This is a genomic window from Empedobacter sp. UBA7252 (assembly GCF_002472765.1).
Lineage (GTDB): Bacteria > Bacteroidota > Bacteroidia > Flavobacteriales > Weeksellaceae > Empedobacter > Empedobacter falsenii_B.
Genome location: NZ_DKSQ01000041.1, coordinates 1 through 16,704, shown reverse-complemented (window position 1 = coordinate 16,704; position 16,704 = coordinate 1). Strand labels below are relative to the sequence as shown.

Here is a 16,704-nt window from a genome sequence, read left to right as displayed (position 1 = left end):
CTAACATCTAACATCTAACATTTATAACTCCGCCAAAAATTTCAGCGTATCAATATTATCGGCGTAATCAGTTAATTTAGGAAATTGAGTTTGCCCAAATTCAACATAATTCGGATTATCTTTCATGTCATTTCCAACCACACATTGTATTTGATCTTCATTTTCGATCAAATAATTTTTAACATCATTTATATCTTTATAAACTTCAAAATTTACAACTGCAATTGGAGAATGTAAAGCTGTATCTTTTTTCATTAGAACAAAATTATTGTCTAAAAACTCATCTTTTCCTAATAAAAATATTGCACGATTATAATCGTAATTATTTGCGTATTTAGGATGATTAATCACATCGCCCCATGAAAAAATAGCTTCGAATATTTTTGGTAATTGGGCTTTATCTTTTACATAAAGTTTCGTTACATTTCGGCAACCTAATCCAAAATAAATAAATAAGTCGTTACCCAATTTTTTCAACTCTTCATCAGTTTCCGAACCATTTAATACAGCAACCGAAGTTCTATTTTTACGAATAATGTTAGGAACTTTACCAAAATATTGCTCAAAATAGCGTGCTGTGTTATTGCTTCCAGTTGCAATAACTGCATCATAATTTTCTAATTGTTCAACAGTTTGAATAATCAATTTGAAATTTTCATCAATCGAATACAAATATTTTATCGCTAATTTGATTAATTTATCATCTTTAGACGAAGTTTTAATCAAGGCATTATTTCCAGAAATAACAACAGAAAGCAAATCATGAAAACCAACCAAAGGTAAATTTCCTGCCATGATAATTCCAACATTTTTTGATGTTTCAGCAAATGGATAATCTTTCGTCCAAGCCAATAAATTTTCTTCCGTTAAAGCTTCTGCCCAACTTTTCAAGGCTAACGTAATATTATCTTTTGTAAACCAATTGTTGTAGGCTTCTGCATCGCTCACCGCATATTCAGCTTCTTCTTTCCAATTTACGAATTTTTCTGTCAGTTCCGCGTCTTTAATTGAATCATTATTTATAATAAAATTAAAAAACTGCCCCAATTCGTTAAATGCTGAAATCCTTTGTTCAAATGTCATTTTTTCTGAAAATTAAATGTAATTTTGTAGTTGCAAATGTAGGAAATAAAAAAACAGATACAATGGCTATAATTATTACAGATGAATGTATAAATTGTGGAGCTTGTGAGCCAGAATGTCCAAATAACGCGATTTATGAAGCTGCGGTAGATTGGAAATATTCTGATGGAACTTCTCTTAGCGGGACAATTGTAAACGTAGACGGCGCAACTTTTGACGCTGATGCGGTGCAAGATCCTGTGAGTGATGAGGTTTATTACATCGTTCCTGATAAATGTACTGAATGTAAAGGTTTCCACGAAGAACCACAATGTGCGGCAGTTTGTCCGGTGGATTGTTGTGTGCCTGATGATAACCACGTAGAAAGCGAGGAGCGCCTTTTGAGTAAAAAAGCGTTTATGCACTTAGAGTAAAATCGTCACAACTTTACATATAAAAACCTCTCAGAATTTGAGAGGTTTTTTAGTTTTTGGGCAATCCCTTCGGGCGGGCTTTTCGTTCCAATCTTTTTCTCAAACTTCGACTTCGCTCAGTTATCAAAAAAGGATTTCCACTTCAATCCCTATTGCATTTTATTAATTTTCGAAACTCGAAACTCGAGCTTCGAAATTCGTTTTTTTAAGAATATCTTCTCTTTCTAATCCAAAATCCAATTCCAGCCAATAAACCAATAATAGCAGTTGGAACAAGTAAATTAATCATTTGCCAAGTCGATTTTTCTTGTAAAACAGTTGTTTCACTTAACAACGGAATTTCTAATTTACGATTGCGTAAAGCCAAGAAATCAGTATCACCTAATAAATAATCCATTGCATTCATTATAAATGTTTGGTTGGCGTATGTTTTCGGTTTTCCATCTGGATTATCTGGACGAACCGAAAATTTATTTTCTCCTAATTGCATTGGAATTCCTCTCCATAAAGCATTTTTTAAAACATCTCCGTCCGAAATGACAATCATTTTACCATCGGTAGTTTTTGGCTTGAAATTCGGAAATTCTTTACGTTCGTAACGCGAAGCATAAGCCGAATTGAAATTACCTTCTAACAAAACTGCCATCGGAATTTTTCCCATTTTATATTCTTCAGGATTCTCGATTTCGACTTCATTTAATTGAATATAATTTAAAGCAGGTTTCAAACTTGATTGTTCAGAAGAACTTAATAAAACAGTTTGTTTGATATTTGGATTTTTCAGTAATTCGATCGGATTCGCAAATTGAAATAAAACAGGATCTATGGAACTTGTAATTGGGTTTTCTTCTCCTTTAATTCCTAACTCAAAATAAGGCCAATTGTAATAATTGTAACTTGTATTTCCTGCTGTTTCGCCATCTGCCAAAACAATTTGTGCACCATTCATATCTTTTATAACAGCCGGATGAATACGAACACCATAATTGAATAAGAAATCATTTAACTTTAAATCTCTTGGAAAAGCAACGATTTTTCCACTTCGGAAAATAGAGTCCATTTCAGCATCCACAGTTTCAACAGCCATCATCATTTTTCCTCCATTCATGATATATTGATCCAAAACCAATTTATCCATATCAGAAAAAGGTAATGTAGGTTTTGCTACAATCAAGGCATCAAAACGTTTCAAACTATCGAAATCAGAAGGCTGTAAAGAAAACGATTTGTTTGCAATTGGATTTAGATAAATCTCCACATCATATTTTTCTGACAAAGCAGAGCCTAACCCTTGAATATTTGCTTCAGGTAATTCGTCATGATGAACAATGAAACCAATACGCTTGCGCTCAAAATTGGTTGCTTTCTGAATTTTTTCGGCAAATAAATATTCTAATTTTTCAGTAGATGCTAATGCTAATTTTTCAAATGGAGTAGAAGGGTCATTCACTAAAACCTCCATATAAGTCGATTTGTCACCGTAAGTTAATTTTGCATACGGATAAACATTCAAAATTCCTTTGTCTGTTTTAATTGGAACTGGAGCTAATTTATTTTGCTCTAATTCGGCTTGTCCTAAATCTACAGGATCAACAAAAGAATAAGAAATATTACTATTTTTTTCGCGAAGTTCGTCTAATAAAAATTGAATTTCGTTCTTCAAAATTCTGTAATCACCTGTTAAATCTCCACCCAAAAGAATTTCAATTTTAAGCGGTTGTTTTACATTTTCTACTAACTTTTCGGTTGTAGAAGTTAACGTAAAACGTTTGTCTTTTGTCATGTCAATTCGCGTATAAAAAAATTGAGCAATGATAAAAAGCGCGATAAATGCGATGAAAGTAATTAGATGTTTTTTGTTTAATTTTTTCATGGCACTATTTTTTATTTTCAAGATTAACAATTGAAATTTGATTCAAGATTCCAATCAAAATCAAAAAGTAAAGTAAATCTCGTGTGTCAATAATTCCTTTCAAAAACTGGTTGTAATGTGTAAAACTTCCAATTTTTTGAACATAGAAATCCATCGAACCAAGTAAATTATATGACGCTAAACTTTCGAATCCATAAAAAATAATGAAGCAAAAGAAAACCGCCAAAACATAAGCCATTACTTGATTTTTGGTAATAGATGAAGTAAATAAACCAATTGCGGCGAATAAACTTCCTAGAAAGAAAAGTCCTAAATAACCAGAAAAAATTGTTCCGTAATCTAATTCTTGTTCGGGCATCAAAAATTCTTGCAACGTAATAGTGAACAAGAAAGTTGAAAGTAAACAAAAAACAACAACTGAAACGACTGCTAAATATTTGCCCCAAATAATTTGGTTATTTTTTATAGGTAGTGTGAATAACCACAATAGTGTTCCGTTTGCTTGCTCTTCTGCGATTAATTTCATCGTTAAAGCTGGAATCATGAATAGAAAAATCCAAGGTCCAACAAAGAAAAAACTACTTAAAGAAGCATTTCCAGTATTGAAAACATTGAATTCGTTATCAAAAAACCAAAGGAATAAAACCGAAACGATAACAAATGTTGCGGTTGCTAAATAAGCGTTGAAGCCTAAATAAAAATTGGAAAACTCTTTTTTGAAGATTGTCCACATGTTATTTTTTATTATTACGATTAATTAAACGCACAATAAGCATAAGTAGTATACCACAACCAAAGAAACTGACAATCGACCAATACCAATTTTGACCAAAATCTGTTTTTTGAATCACAGCAAACACGATAACAAATAATAAAATAGTCGCCAATTCGTTCATCATTCGCAATTGAACAGAAGTGTATTTGAAAACTTTATTTTGGATTTGTTTCAACGTTCGCCAGCACCAAAAATGATAAATTAATAAAACACTTATCATTCCTAATTTACTTTTCATCCACGGTATTTGTAATAAACCTTGATTTTTGTAAAGCATATTCAATCCCATTGTAATCAAAATAACCAAAGCAGGAGCGGTAATTACATTCCATAATTTTTTCTCCATGTAGGTATATTGATCCTGCAAAATTGATTTTTTTGGTTCTTCCATTTGTTGCGTTTCTGTATGATAAATCATCAAACGAACAATGTAAAATAAACCAGCAAAGTAACTTACCACGAAGATAACGTGTATTGCTTTGTATATTAAATAATTATAAGTCATATAGTTATTGTAAACTCTCTAATACTAAATTTTCTCAGCGTTAATTTTCAAATTCAATTGTAATTGTATCGTTTTTCTTTAATCCCATTAACTGATTTGCACCTCCTGATATTGTTGGATTACTCTTGTATAAAGTAACTTCTAAAAATCCTGCCGAATTAAACAAACACAATGTTCGTCCAAAAGCTTGCACTTCTTTGTTAAAATCTTGTACAACTTCGTTGTAATGCTCATAAATAACAGTAATATCGGTCATCGAGAAATCTTTCTGACGAAGCAAAATTTTATATTTTCTGTCTTGTGCAATTTCATCGAAAAAATCTTTCGAAATATTACTCACAACATTTCCAAAATGATCAATATAAATCACATTTCCTATGATATATTTATCATCGCGATAAATTGGTTTCAACTCATTCAATTGCTTCATTTCGGTACGTTTGTTCCCTAAAAGAGCAGGAACTCCGCCGCGCGCCAAGTGACATGCAACTGGTACAAAACAATTTTTCATTGGAAATAAACTGTCTATTCCTTCTGGATAAGCAGTGATTTCGTAAATTTCTTCTGGTTGATTTTTTTGGCAAATCAAGGATAAAATTCCATTATCTGCACAAATAAAATAATGATGATTGATTAATGCACAAATCGGCTTCTGATAAGGCGTACTTAAGGCATTAATTCCAATAATATGTATAGTTCCGTCGGGAAATTCTTCGTAAGAATTACGAATGATATAGGCAGCTTCAGATAAATCATAGGGATTAACATGATGCGAAATATCTACAATTGTAACATCGGCCAATTCTTTTAGAATTGCGCCTTTAACGCTAGAAACAAAGTAATCTTTGACTCCAAAATCCGATGTTAATGTAATAATTGCCACTATTCTCTAATAATTAGCAAATATATTGTTTATTATTCTTTATTTTTGTGTAAGTGAACCAAAAAAACAATCTCATTTGACAGAAATTAATATTGAATTAGCCGAAATTAATGCTCAAGATTTTTATGGTGCTAATAATGAACATCTAAAAAGAATCAAAGAATATTATCCAAAATTAAAGATTGTTGCTCGCGGAAGAGAGTTAACAGTATTTGGAAATGAAGATGTTCTGAAAGTATTTGACCAAAAAATGCAACGAGTAATTCAGCATATTCACAAATACAATCGACTATCTGATCGCGAACTCGAAATCATTATGACCGAAGATAATAATGAAATGCTTCAAATAAAAAAAGAAGACGAAATTATTGTACACGGTGTAAATGGTAAAATCATCAAACCTCAAACGCCTAATCAACAAAAGCTGGTACAAACTGTTTACAACAAAGACATGGTGTTTGCAATTGGGCCTGCTGGAACGGGAAAAACTTATACTGCTGTTGCGTTGGCGGTACAAGCGTTAAAGAACAAAGAAGTTCGCCGAATTATTATGACACGTCCTGCCGTAGAAGCTGGCGAGAATTTAGGTTTTTTACCAGGTGATATGAAAGATAAATTAGATCCATATTTACAACCTTTGTATGATGCGTTGAAAGATATGATTCCGTTCGAGAAACTTTCGTCTTATACCGAAAAAGGAGTGATAGAAGTAGCGCCTTTAGCATTTATGCGTGGTCGAACGTTGGATGGAGCTTTTGTAATTCTTGATGAAGCACAAAATACAACCTATGCTCAGATGAAAATGTTTTTGACGCGTATGGGAAAAAATTCTAAATTTATTATTACAGGAGATCCTGGTCAGGTTGATTTACCACCAAAACAAAAATCTGGTTTACGTGAAGCAATTAATATATTGAAAGATGTAAAAGATATCGGATTTATTTATTTGGATGATAAAGATGTTGTTCGACACAAAATTGTTCGCGAAGTCTTGAAAGCTTACAAAGTGAGTGAAGATAAAGAGCGAGAAAAAATAGATATTAAAAAATAAATCAAAAAGCCAATTGTTTCTAAGAACAATTGGCTTTTCGATTTAATATTTATGGCAGAATATTAAATTATTCTTTTAGTGGATTAGTTTTTAGAGTAAAACCTAAAATGTTAAATGCTAAACCTATTGGCAAAATCATTCCTGCAATTAAACTTATTCTATTAGAATCAGAAAATTCTAAGATTAATAAAATTGAAGTTAATATTAAAACTAATCCCGTTATATATAATATATTTTTCATTTTATTATAAATTGTAATTCAATCAAATATAATGATTTATTTCTAATTTTTGTAAAAAATATTCGATTCTAAAATCAAGTTCAGAAAGATAATTTTGATAATGCGAATCAAGTAAATGTCATTCCGATAAAAGGGGAAATCTGAAATAAACTTATAACTAACAACTCAACACTTAAAACTTTTTCACATCAACCAACCTTTTTGTAATTTGTTGCATCTAACTTACAAATCAAACAATATGAAAAAGTTATTTTCTTTTTTCTTTGTTTTTGTTGGAATGTTTTTTTCTACAAAAATAAATGCGCAAGATATTCGAATCGGATTTCCGCGTATCGAAATAGGTGAACGTCCAGACGAAAATTCTGTGAGTTTGCAATCGATGGATGTGCAAGTTGAGATTTTTGGAAATTTGGCCAAAACGACAACAACTTTAGTTTTTACAAATTCATCAAGTCGAAATCTCGAAGGGAATTTAGTTTTCCCTTTGCCCGAAAACACGACTGTTAGTGGATATGCAATTGATATTAATGGAAAACTTCGAAATGCGGTTCCTGTGACAAAAGCGCGTGCGGTTGAGGTTTTTGAAAGTATTCAGAAACAAAATGTCGATCCTGGAATCATCGAGAAAGTGGAAGGAAATAATTTCCGAACTCGTATTTCTCCGATTCCAGCAAAAGGTTCACGTACGATTCAGTTATCGTATTACCAAGAATTAAAATTGGATAAATCGTCGTATCAATATCATTTGCCGTTAGATTCTTCGAAGAAGATTGCGAAGTTTAGTTTGACAACGAGAGTGTACAATGCTGCTGGAAAACCACAATTGATTGAAACGCCAGATGGTTCGTTCAATTTTTCTGAAAATAGTAATATATATGAAGCGAATTTATCGAAAACAGATTTTACGCCTAAAAAATCATTAATTATTAATCTTCCAAAATCGCCGAATAATGTAGAATCTTTTGTTCAGAAAAATGTAGATGGTTCGGTTTATTTTTATGCGAATTTATTGGTTGATGCAAAATCTCAACCAAAAGTTTGGTCAAAAAATATTGGAATTATCTGGGATAATTCGTTGAGTGGTTTGAAACGAAATCATCAAAAAGAATTAGAATTTTTAGATAAAATTATTTCTCAACAAAAAAATCTAAATATTGAAGTTTCGTTATTGAATATTTCTTTGGAAAAATCGAGATTGTTTCAAATTAAAAATGGTGATTGGTCTGAATTGAAAAAATATTTGGAAAATGTGACATATGATGGAGGAACAAATTATGCGAAAATTCTTCCAACAAATCTGAAAGCAGACGAATATCTTTTGTTTTCGGACGGAATTTCATCTTTTGGTTCGAATATATTTAATATCGATAAACCTTTCTATACAATTGCGTCTTCGCCGACTTCCAATTATGGTGTTTTGAAAATGATTGCGCAAAAAGTTGGAGGAAAATTTATCAATCTAAATGAAAATTCTGTAGAAAATGCGTTCAAACAAATCAATGAAAGTTCGGTTCAATTCTTAGGAATTATCAATAATACAGCGGGAGAAGTTTACCCAATTTCGACAAATGATGTGAACAATGGAATTTCGATTGCGGGAATTTCTCAGTATCCTAATGCAAAATTAACGATGATGTTTGGACGAAACGGAAAAGTGGAATTCAACAAAGAATTGGATTTGAGTAAAGCAACTCAAAATCCTGAAATTAGTAAAATTTGGGCGCAAAGTAAAGTGAATTATTTGGAATTGAATCCAGAGCAAAATAAAACAGAGATAGAAGAAATTGGGAAACAATTTTCGATTGTAACATCGAACACAAGTTTGATTGTTTTAGAAAATGTTTCGGATTATGTAAAGTATAAAATCAATCCACCAGCGGAATTGCAAAGTGAATTTAATAAATTATCGAAGCAAGGTTTTGAACAAAAAGAAACTCGAAAAGCTGATTTGTTGAAAAATGCAATTGCAAAAGCAAAGGAATTGAAAGAGTGGTGGAAGAAAGATTTTAAATATGTAAAACCAAAATATCCAAAGCCTGTTACGGATTCTGCTAGTATTGATGATGTTTTAGAAGGTAGAGTACATGGAGTCCAAACCGAAACTGCGCAAGTCCAACATGTAATGCCAGAACCAAGAGCTATGGCTGCAATGGAAGTTAGAACTGAAGGAAGTCCAACTACAACATCTAATATGAGAATTAGAGGAGCGTCAAGTTTGAATAATTCTGTTGATAAAAAAATGAAAGATGTATCATCAGCTTCGGTTCCGGAAATTAAAATAGTCAATGTAAAATCGGATAAACAATACATGAAGTTGATAGAAGCGTCTAAAAATCCATATCAAACTTATTTAGATTTGAGAAAAGATTATGCCGAAACACCTGCGTATTATTTTGATGTGGCAACATTTTTCTTTCAGAAAAAAGAAAAAGAAACTGGTCTTAAAATTTTAAGCTCGATTGCAGATTTAGGTTTGGAAGATGCTGAATTGTATAAAATGTTAGCGTACAAATTGAAAGAAATTGAGGAGTATCAAACAGAATTATTTATCACGAAAAAAGTATTAGATTGGCGACCTTTTGATGCGCAAAGTTATAGAGATTATGCGTTGGCGTTACAAGATAATGAGCAATATCAATCGGCTTTAGAGCATTTATATAAAGTATTGACCAACGATTATTCGATAGAAATTGCTAATCGTGATCGAGATATTACGGAGATTATTGTTCCTGAAGTTAATAATTTGATTTCGCTTCATCGAAAAGAATTGAATTTATCGAAAATTAATAAAGATATCATTGTTGATATTCCGGTTGATATTCGTGTGGTGATGAATTGGAATAAAGATATGACCGATATTGATTTGTGGGTGACGGATCCAAATGGCGAGAAATGTTTTTACGGACATCGTACAACTGCGATTGGTGGACGAATGAGTGAGGATGTGACGCAAGGTTTCGGACCAGAACAATTTATGTTAAAAAAAGCGATCAAAGGAAAATATAAAATAGAAACGAATTTTTTCGGAGAAAGACAAATGAGTATTTCAGGGCCAACAACTATTTCGGCAGAGATTTACTTGATGTATAGCTCAGGAAAACAAGTGAAGAAAATGATTACTTTCCAGAATAACAAGCCAAATTCTGGCGGCGAAGGAATTTTGGTTGGTGAATTTGAATTTTAGTAAATGGAAAAGGAATCTTGAAAGAGATTCCTTTTTTTTGCATAACGCATAATTCATCATTCATCATTAATAATTAAACTCACATCCACTGATTTCGATCCAAACTTCTATACTGAATAGCTTCACTAATATGTTTTGAAAGAATAGTTTCAGAATTATCTAAATCTGCAATTGTTCGTCCAACCCTAATAATTCGATCATACGCACGAGCAGAAAGATTTAATTTTTCCATAACAACTTTGATTAAATGCTTCGAATGATCATCTAAATCACAAAAAGTATCCAACTCTTTTGGTCCCATTTGCGAGTTGTAATGGACTTTTGTATTTTCAAATCGTTTGGTCTGGATATTTCTTGCATTAATGACACGTTCACGAATCACAGCACTTTTTTCGCCACGACGTTCTTGCGACAAATCATCAAACGGAACAGGATTCACTTCGATATGTAAATCAATTCGGTCCAAAAGTGGTCCAGAAATTTTATTCATATAACGTTGCATTTCCGCTAAAGAGGAAGTGTTGTTTGGATCATCCATAAAATAACCGCTCGGACTTGGATTCATAGAAGCTACTAACATAAAACTCGCAGGATAATTCACAGTGAATTTTGCCCTCGAAATTGTGACTTCTCGATCTTCCAAAGGTTGACGCATAACTTCTAAAACAGTTCGCTTAAATTCGGGTAATTCATCCAAAAACAAAACACCATTATGCGCCAAAGAAATTTCTCCAGGTTGTGGATAAGAACCACCGCCGACTAAGGCGACATCCGATATAGAATGATGTGGACTAGAAAAAGGACGACTTACAATTAATGATTTGTTAGATAATTTTCCAGCAACGCTATGAATTTTTGTTGTTTCGAGCGCTTCTTGTACGGTCATTTTCGGAAGAATTGAAGCAATTCGTTTGGCTAACATTGTTTTTCCACTTCCTGGAGGACCGATCAAAATAATGTTATGTCCTCCTGCAGCAGCGATTTCCATCGCACGTTTTACATTTTCTTGACCTTTTACATCAGCAAAATCGAAAGGATAATTATTCATTTCACTAAAAAAATAATCATCTAAATTAACTTGATGAGGTTGTAAAATGATTTCTTCGTTAAAATAATCAACAACTTCTCTGATGTTATTAACCGCAAAAACATCGATTCCTTCTACAACAGCTGCTTCGTCTGCATTTTGTTTGGGTAAAATAATTCCTTCGAAACCTTCTTCTTTTGCTTGTATTGCAATCGGCAATGCACCTTTTATAGGTCGAAGTGAACCATCTAGCGATAATTCGCCCATCATTATAAATTTATGGAGTTGTTCAGAATTTACTTGCTCCGAAGCTGCTAAAATTCCAATTGCGATTGGTAAATCATAGGCAGAACCTTCTTTTTGTAAATCTGCTGGCGCCATATTAATCGTGATTTTTTTACCAGGTAATTTCAAATTAGAATTTTTTAGTGCAGCATTTATCCTAAAATTACTTTCTTTTATTGCGCTATCGGGCAAACCAACCAAATGATACCCGACACCTTGATCAATATTAACTTCCACAATAATTGTTTTTGCGGAAACTCCGAAAATAGCACTTGCAAAAATTTTCACTAACATAAAATATTTTTTTATAAATTTACTTCCTTTTTCTATTGAATAAAATAGCTGAGAGGATTTAAGTATTTAATAATTAATTAAATAATACACTTTGGTGTAAATTCTATATGAAAAAAGAAAAATATTCTTTTGAATTTGAACGATTCGAGAGTAAATCTGAGCTTGCAGCAGAACAAAAAAAAGTAGTAGAAGAGGCTTATGATATTTCGTTGAATGCATATGCGCCTTATTCTAATTTCAATGTTGGTGCATCTGTTCAATTAGAAAATGGAGAAATTTTTTCGAGTTCAAATCAAGAAAATGCTTCGTATCCAGTCGGAACTTGTGCCGAAAGAGGTTTATTGGCTTATGTAAATGCAAACTTCCCAAATATTAAGATTGAAAAATTGGCTGTTTCTACGCCAAATGTCAATTATCCATTGCCTCCATGCGGGATGTGTCGACAATATATTTTAGAGATTGAAAAGAAACAATCGCAACCAATCGAAATTATTTTATCTGGAAAAGAAGGTGATGTTTTGGTGATAAATTCTGCTAAAGATTTGCTTCCATTACATTTTACTGACGAATTTTTAGGGTAGCAATTTTGTACACTAAATAGATTAGTTTAAATTTGTTCCAACGGAATTGTGCAATTATGGAAAAATTAACGCAAGAAACGTACCTACAATGGTATCGTGATATGACTTTTTGGCGTCGCTTCGAAGATAAGTGTCGTTCATTATATTTAAAGCAAAAAATTAGAGGTTTCTTACATTTATACAATGGTCAAGAAGCTTTACCAGCCGGTTTTATTCATGCAATGAAACCTGGTGTAGATCATGTGATTACTGCTTATCGTTGTCACGTTTGGCCTATGGCTTTGGGTGTAGACCCAAAACGTATTTTGGCTGAATTATGTGGTAAAGAAACAGGAACTTCTCATGGTTTAGGAGGATCTATGCACGTTTTCAGTAAAGAGCATAATTTTTATGGTGGACACGGAATCGTTGGTGGGCAAATTCCATTAGGAGCAGGAATCGCTTTTGGTGATAAATTCTTTAATCGCGATGGTGTTACAATCTGTTTAATGGGAGATGGCGCAACTCGTCAAGGTACATTACATGAAACATTTAACATGGCGATGAACTGGAAATTACCAGTTGTTTTTGTTTGCGAAAACAATCAATACGCTATGGGAACTTCTGTTTCTCGTACTGCTAACCACGAAGATATTTGGAAATTAGGTTTAGGATACGAAATGCCTTGTATGCCTGTAGATGGTATGGATCCTGTAAAAGTTGCAGAAGCAGCTTACGAAGCTATTGAAAGAGCGCGTCGTGGAGATGGACCAACTTTCTTAGATGTACGTACATATCGTTATAGAGGTCACTCTATGTCTGATGCTGAGCCTTATCGTACAAAAGAAGAGGTGGAAGAGTACAAACAAGAAGATCCAATCTTGAATGTTGAGAATCATATCTTAGTAAACAATTGGGCAACTAAAGAACAATTAGATGCAATTATTGATGAAGTAAAAGTGATGGTAGAAGAATGTGCAGAATTTGCAGAAAACTCTAACTATCCAGAAGAACACGTAATGTATGATTATATCTATTCAGAAGAAAATTATCCATTCTTAGATAAAATCGAAAACAACTAAAAACCATGGCAGAAATTATTACAATGCCTCGCTTAAGCGATACAATGGAAGAAGGAACTGTTGTAAAATGGCACAAAAATGTAGGAGATAAAATTGCTGAGGGTGATATCTTAGCAGAAATCGAAACAGATAAAGCAATCCAAGAATTCGAATCAGAATTTGATGGAGTATTATTATATCAAGGTGTTGCAGAAGGAGTGTCAACAAATGTTGATGAAGTTTTAGCAATCATCGGAAATGAAGGAGAAGATATTTCAGGTTTAATCGGGGGTGGAGCAAAAGTTACGACTGAAGTTAAAGAAGAAAAATCAACTCCCAGCGAAACAAAAACAGAAGAAGCAAAACCTGTTGCAGAAATTCCTGCAAATGTGGAAGTAATTACAATGCCTCGTCTTTCTGATACAATGGAAGAAGGAACTGTAGTTGTTTGGCACAAAAATGTTGGAGATCAAGTTGCGGAAGGTGATATTTTAGCAGAAATTGAAACAGATAAAGCAGTGCAAGAATTCGAATCAGAATTTGATGGTGTTTTATTATATCAAGGAGCTAAAGTGAACGAGCCTGCACCAGTAGATTCTGTTTTAGCAATTATTGGTGAAGCTGGTACTGACGTTTCTGCAATTGTAGCAAACGGAGGTAAAGTTGCTGCACCAGCAGTTTCTACAGAAGTTGTTGATGACGAAAAACCAGTAGTTGTACAATTAGATGTAAATAATAAGGTTGAAGAAACTTCTTCTTCTGATCGTATTTTTGCATCGCCATTAGCAAAAACAATTGCAAAAGATAAAGGAATTAATTTAGCAGAGGTGAAAGGTTCTGGTGATAATGGACGTATCGTGAAAAAAGATATCGAAAATTATCAACCATCTGCTCAACCAAAAGCGGAAGCAAAATCTGAATCAGTTAAACCAGCTCAAACTTTTGTTTCTGGAGAAGATAAAGTGATTCCAAATTCTCAAATGAGAAAAGTTATCGCTAAACGTTTGGCTGAATCTAAATTTACAGCTCCTCATTATTACTTAAATGTAGAGTTGGATATGGATAATGCGATTGCTGCGCGCAAACAATTAAACTCAGTGCCTGATACGAAAATTTCATTCAACGATATGATTGTGAAAGCATGTGCAATGGCTTTACGCAAACATCCAGCTGTTAATTCTACTTGGACAGATACAGAAATTATTCAACATGGAGATATCAATATCGGTGTGGCAGTTGCTGTAGAAGATGGTTTATTGGTTCCTGTTGTTAAAAATACAGATCAAAAATCATTTGCTCAAATTTCTGCTGAGGTCAAAGATTATGCAGGTCGTGCAAGAGATCGCAAATTAAAAGCAGATGAAATGGAAAAATCAACATTCTCTGTTTCAAACTTAGGTATGTTTGGAATCGAATCATTCACATCGATTATCAATCAACCAAACTCTTGTATCCTATCAGTTGGTTCAATTATTCAAAAACCAGTTGTAAAAGACGGACAAGTTGTAGTTGGTAACACAATGAAATTATCTTTAGCTTGTGATCACAGAACAGTAGACGGAGCAACAGGTGCACAATTCTTACAAACATTAAGAATGTACATCGAAAATCCTGTTACAATGTTAGTGTAAGCTAAGATTTAATATATTTTTTTAAAGACCATTCATCGAATGGTCTTTTTTTTGTTATAGATTTTATGAATTTGTATCTTTAATCTCTAAAGTAATTAATTTAATGAAGCAACTAAAATTCTACTTTAATATTTTAAAACAGACAATTGTTGAATTTGGTGAGGACCGAATTATGAAATTGAGCGCTTCGTTAACTTATTACGCATTGTTTTCACTTTCACCATTAATTCTGATTGTAATTTCCAGTGCAAGTTTATTCTTTAAGAAAGATGCTATCGAAAACCGAATGTTTTATGAGCTTAAAAATATTGTTGGTCCAGATGTCGCTTTAGCTGTACAAAATTTTGTTACAAATTCTACCATTTCAGGAGATAGTTCGCTTGCTTTATATATAGGTATCGGAATTTTGATTTTTGGTTCTACAACAATGTTCACCGATATGCAAGATAGTCTCAATCTTATTTGGCGTGTCGAAGCAGTTCCTCGTAGAGCTTGGTTGAAATTTGTAATAAATAGAGGGCTTTCATTTTTGATTATCCTTTCATTAGGAATAGTTTTAATAGCAACAGTAATATTAAATAGTATATTAATGAGTTTTGGAGAAGAAATTTTCAGTCTTTTCGAACTCGATACCATTATGACGAAGACCACAGTTATTCTTCTTAATAATACATTGAGTATTTCAATCTCGATTTTGATATTTTATATTCTCTTCAAGATTCTTCCCGATGCACGTATCAAAGCAAAACAAGCTTTTGTAGGAGCGTTTTTTACGGCGATTCTATTCTTTATTGCAAAATATTTAATTGGTATTTATATCGCAAACTCCAAATATTCTACCATTTTTGGATCGGCAGGTTCGTTGGTTATTCTTTTGTTGTGGATTTATTATGTTGCAACAATTCTATATTTCGGCGCAAAATTCACAAAAGTATTTGCCGAAGCCAAAGGTTACCCTATTATTCCAAAACGAAATGCGAAGCTCAGAAAAGTATCGTTTATTGATTATCAACTCGATAAAAAAGATTATGAAAGTATAGATTAGTTACTAATTTATTTCGCTTCTCGAAACCTCTCCCGAGCCCATAACCCAAAAGTAGCCGCTGCCTATTTGTTTGATTCAGCAAATATTCACCGCCTAATCATTTCATACAGTGAAAATACAAAACTCGAGTGTAATGATTCACCATTTTTTTTCAACTCGAACTGTCAACAAAATTAAAACTCTTGAAAAACAATTGTACTTTTCGTCAGTTCGAGTGAAAATCTCTGATTTTAGTATCGGGAACTTAGACGAATTGCTGTCAACTTTCAACCGTCCAAAAAAAGTATTGTATACACTCTACTGCCACTATGTTGCCTTCATCCTGCCTTAAAGTAGGGAGTAAGCTGCAATTACGAATTGAGGATATGGCTGATTTTTTACAAAACTTAAATCAAAATTATGATTAAAAATATTAGTTTTACCCGTTGTGCATTTTGATTACTAAATAATAAAGTTGTTCATTTGATTGAAAATCAGTAAATTGTTTTAAGCACAAAACATTTACAATGAACAACTTACTTACAAATTATGAAAGAATATTATAAGTTCTACGAAAATATCCACAGATACACTTTTAATTTATCAACGTAGAAGACCTAAACTTTTTGATTTATAACTCATAAATCTTGTCTTAACAGCTAAATTTATGGGTATTGATAGTGAAAATCATTTATTTCGAAATCTTCCTAAAGCGCTAAGTTGTAAAATTGAGCGTAGTATTTACAATCGTAGAAAACGAAGATTATCAGAGCAAATTAATAGTATTCGACTTAAATTAGCGAAAGAATTTAAT

Annotated in this window: 14 protein-coding genes and 1 pseudogene; 8 read left to right on the top strand and 7 right to left on the bottom strand. The window is 32.7% G+C overall.

Going from position 1 to position 16,704, the window contains the following annotated elements; translation table 11 throughout:
* Window positions 1–21 precede the first annotated feature (21 nt).
* Window positions 22–1,083, bottom strand: coding sequence for an acyl-CoA reductase (locus B2X73_RS05350; RefSeq protein WP_291046787.1), 1,062 nt, complete (start codon window positions 1,081–1,083; stop codon window positions 22–24).
* 62 nt (window positions 1,084–1,145) lie between these two features.
* Between B2X73_RS05350 and B2X73_RS05345 the strand changes: the two genes are divergently transcribed.
* Entirely contained in the window at window positions 1,146–1,496 is a 351-nt protein-coding gene (locus B2X73_RS05345; RefSeq protein ID WP_114999046.1) for a 4Fe-4S dicluster domain-containing protein, read from the top strand.
* Between the two features lie 205 nt (window positions 1,497–1,701).
* Here B2X73_RS05345 and gldG read toward each other — a convergent pair whose 3' ends face one another.
* Genes gldG through B2X73_RS05325 form a run of 4 tightly spaced genes read right to left on the bottom strand, consistent with a single transcriptional unit; the run spans window position 1,702 to window position 5,532 of the window.
* The gene (gene gldG / locus B2X73_RS05340; RefSeq protein ID WP_291064984.1) at window positions 1,702–3,369 is read right to left on the bottom strand and encodes a gliding motility-associated ABC transporter substrate-binding protein GldG; all 1,668 of its coding nucleotides are present in this window, start codon (window positions 3,367–3,369) and stop codon (window positions 1,702–1,704) included.
* Between the two features lie 4 nt (window positions 3,370–3,373).
* The gene (locus B2X73_RS05335) at window positions 3,374–4,102 is read right to left on the bottom strand and encodes an ABC transporter permease subunit (RefSeq protein ID WP_219034141.1); all 729 of its coding nucleotides are present in this window, start codon (window positions 4,100–4,102) and stop codon (window positions 3,374–3,376) included.
* Between the two features lies 1 nt (window position 4,103).
* Window positions 4,104–4,649: a CopD family protein gene (locus B2X73_RS05330; RefSeq protein WP_291064987.1), complete on the bottom strand. Its 546-nt coding sequence runs from the start codon at window positions 4,647–4,649 to the stop codon at window positions 4,104–4,106.
* 40 nt (window positions 4,650–4,689) lie between these two features.
* On the bottom strand, window positions 4,690–5,532 hold the full coding sequence (locus B2X73_RS05325; protein ID WP_114999051.1) for an SAM hydrolase/SAM-dependent halogenase family protein: 843 nt from the start codon (window positions 5,530–5,532) through the stop codon (window positions 4,690–4,692).
* A 76-nt stretch (window positions 5,533–5,608) separates the two neighbouring features.
* Between B2X73_RS05325 and B2X73_RS05320 the strand changes: the two genes are divergently transcribed.
* On the top strand, window positions 5,609–6,583 hold the full coding sequence (locus tag B2X73_RS05320; RefSeq protein WP_115001971.1) for a PhoH family protein: 975 nt from the start codon (window positions 5,609–5,611) through the stop codon (window positions 6,581–6,583).
* A gap of 67 nt (window positions 6,584–6,650) precedes the next feature.
* Here B2X73_RS05320 and B2X73_RS05315 read toward each other — a convergent pair whose 3' ends face one another.
* A complete protein-coding gene (locus tag B2X73_RS05315; RefSeq protein ID WP_291095932.1) occupies window positions 6,651–6,824 on the bottom strand; it encodes a hypothetical protein in 174 nt (57 codons plus the stop codon).
* A gap of 238 nt (window positions 6,825–7,062) precedes the next feature.
* Here B2X73_RS05315 and B2X73_RS05310 point away from each other — a divergent pair, with 238 nt between their 5' ends.
* The gene (locus tag B2X73_RS05310) at window positions 7,063–10,008 is read left to right on the top strand and encodes a VIT domain-containing protein (protein ID WP_291095930.1); all 2,946 of its coding nucleotides are present in this window, start codon (window positions 7,063–7,065) and stop codon (window positions 10,006–10,008) included.
* A gap of 79 nt (window positions 10,009–10,087) precedes the next feature.
* Here B2X73_RS05310 and B2X73_RS05305 read toward each other — a convergent pair whose 3' ends face one another.
* A complete protein-coding gene (locus B2X73_RS05305) occupies window positions 10,088–11,614 on the bottom strand; it encodes a YifB family Mg chelatase-like AAA ATPase (RefSeq protein WP_114999055.1) in 1,527 nt (508 codons plus the stop codon).
* A gap of 107 nt (window positions 11,615–11,721) precedes the next feature.
* On the opposite strand from B2X73_RS05305, the gene B2X73_RS05300 reads away from it, so the two are divergent.
* The 5 genes and pseudogenes from B2X73_RS05300 to B2X73_RS15380 all read left to right on the top strand — a co-directional run.
* The gene (locus B2X73_RS05300; RefSeq protein WP_038337075.1) at window positions 11,722–12,195 is read left to right on the top strand and encodes a cytidine deaminase; all 474 of its coding nucleotides are present in this window, start codon (window positions 11,722–11,724) and stop codon (window positions 12,193–12,195) included.
* A gap of 56 nt (window positions 12,196–12,251) precedes the next feature.
* Complete coding sequence (gene pdhA, locus B2X73_RS05295; protein ID WP_125349669.1) at window positions 12,252–13,256, top strand: pyruvate dehydrogenase (acetyl-transferring) E1 component subunit alpha; 1,005 nt, start codon at window positions 12,252–12,254, stop codon at window positions 13,254–13,256.
* A gap of 5 nt (window positions 13,257–13,261) precedes the next feature.
* A complete protein-coding gene (locus B2X73_RS05290; protein ID WP_125349668.1) occupies window positions 13,262–14,866 on the top strand; it encodes a pyruvate dehydrogenase complex dihydrolipoamide acetyltransferase in 1,605 nt (534 codons plus the stop codon).
* A 103-nt stretch (window positions 14,867–14,969) separates the two neighbouring features.
* Window positions 14,970–15,911: a YihY/virulence factor BrkB family protein gene (locus tag B2X73_RS05285; RefSeq protein WP_038337079.1), complete on the top strand. Its 942-nt coding sequence runs from the start codon at window positions 14,970–14,972 to the stop codon at window positions 15,909–15,911.
* A gap of 506 nt (window positions 15,912–16,417) precedes the next feature.
* Window positions 16,418–16,704 (top strand): annotated as a pseudogene (locus B2X73_RS15380) (IS982 family transposase); the annotation flags it as partial.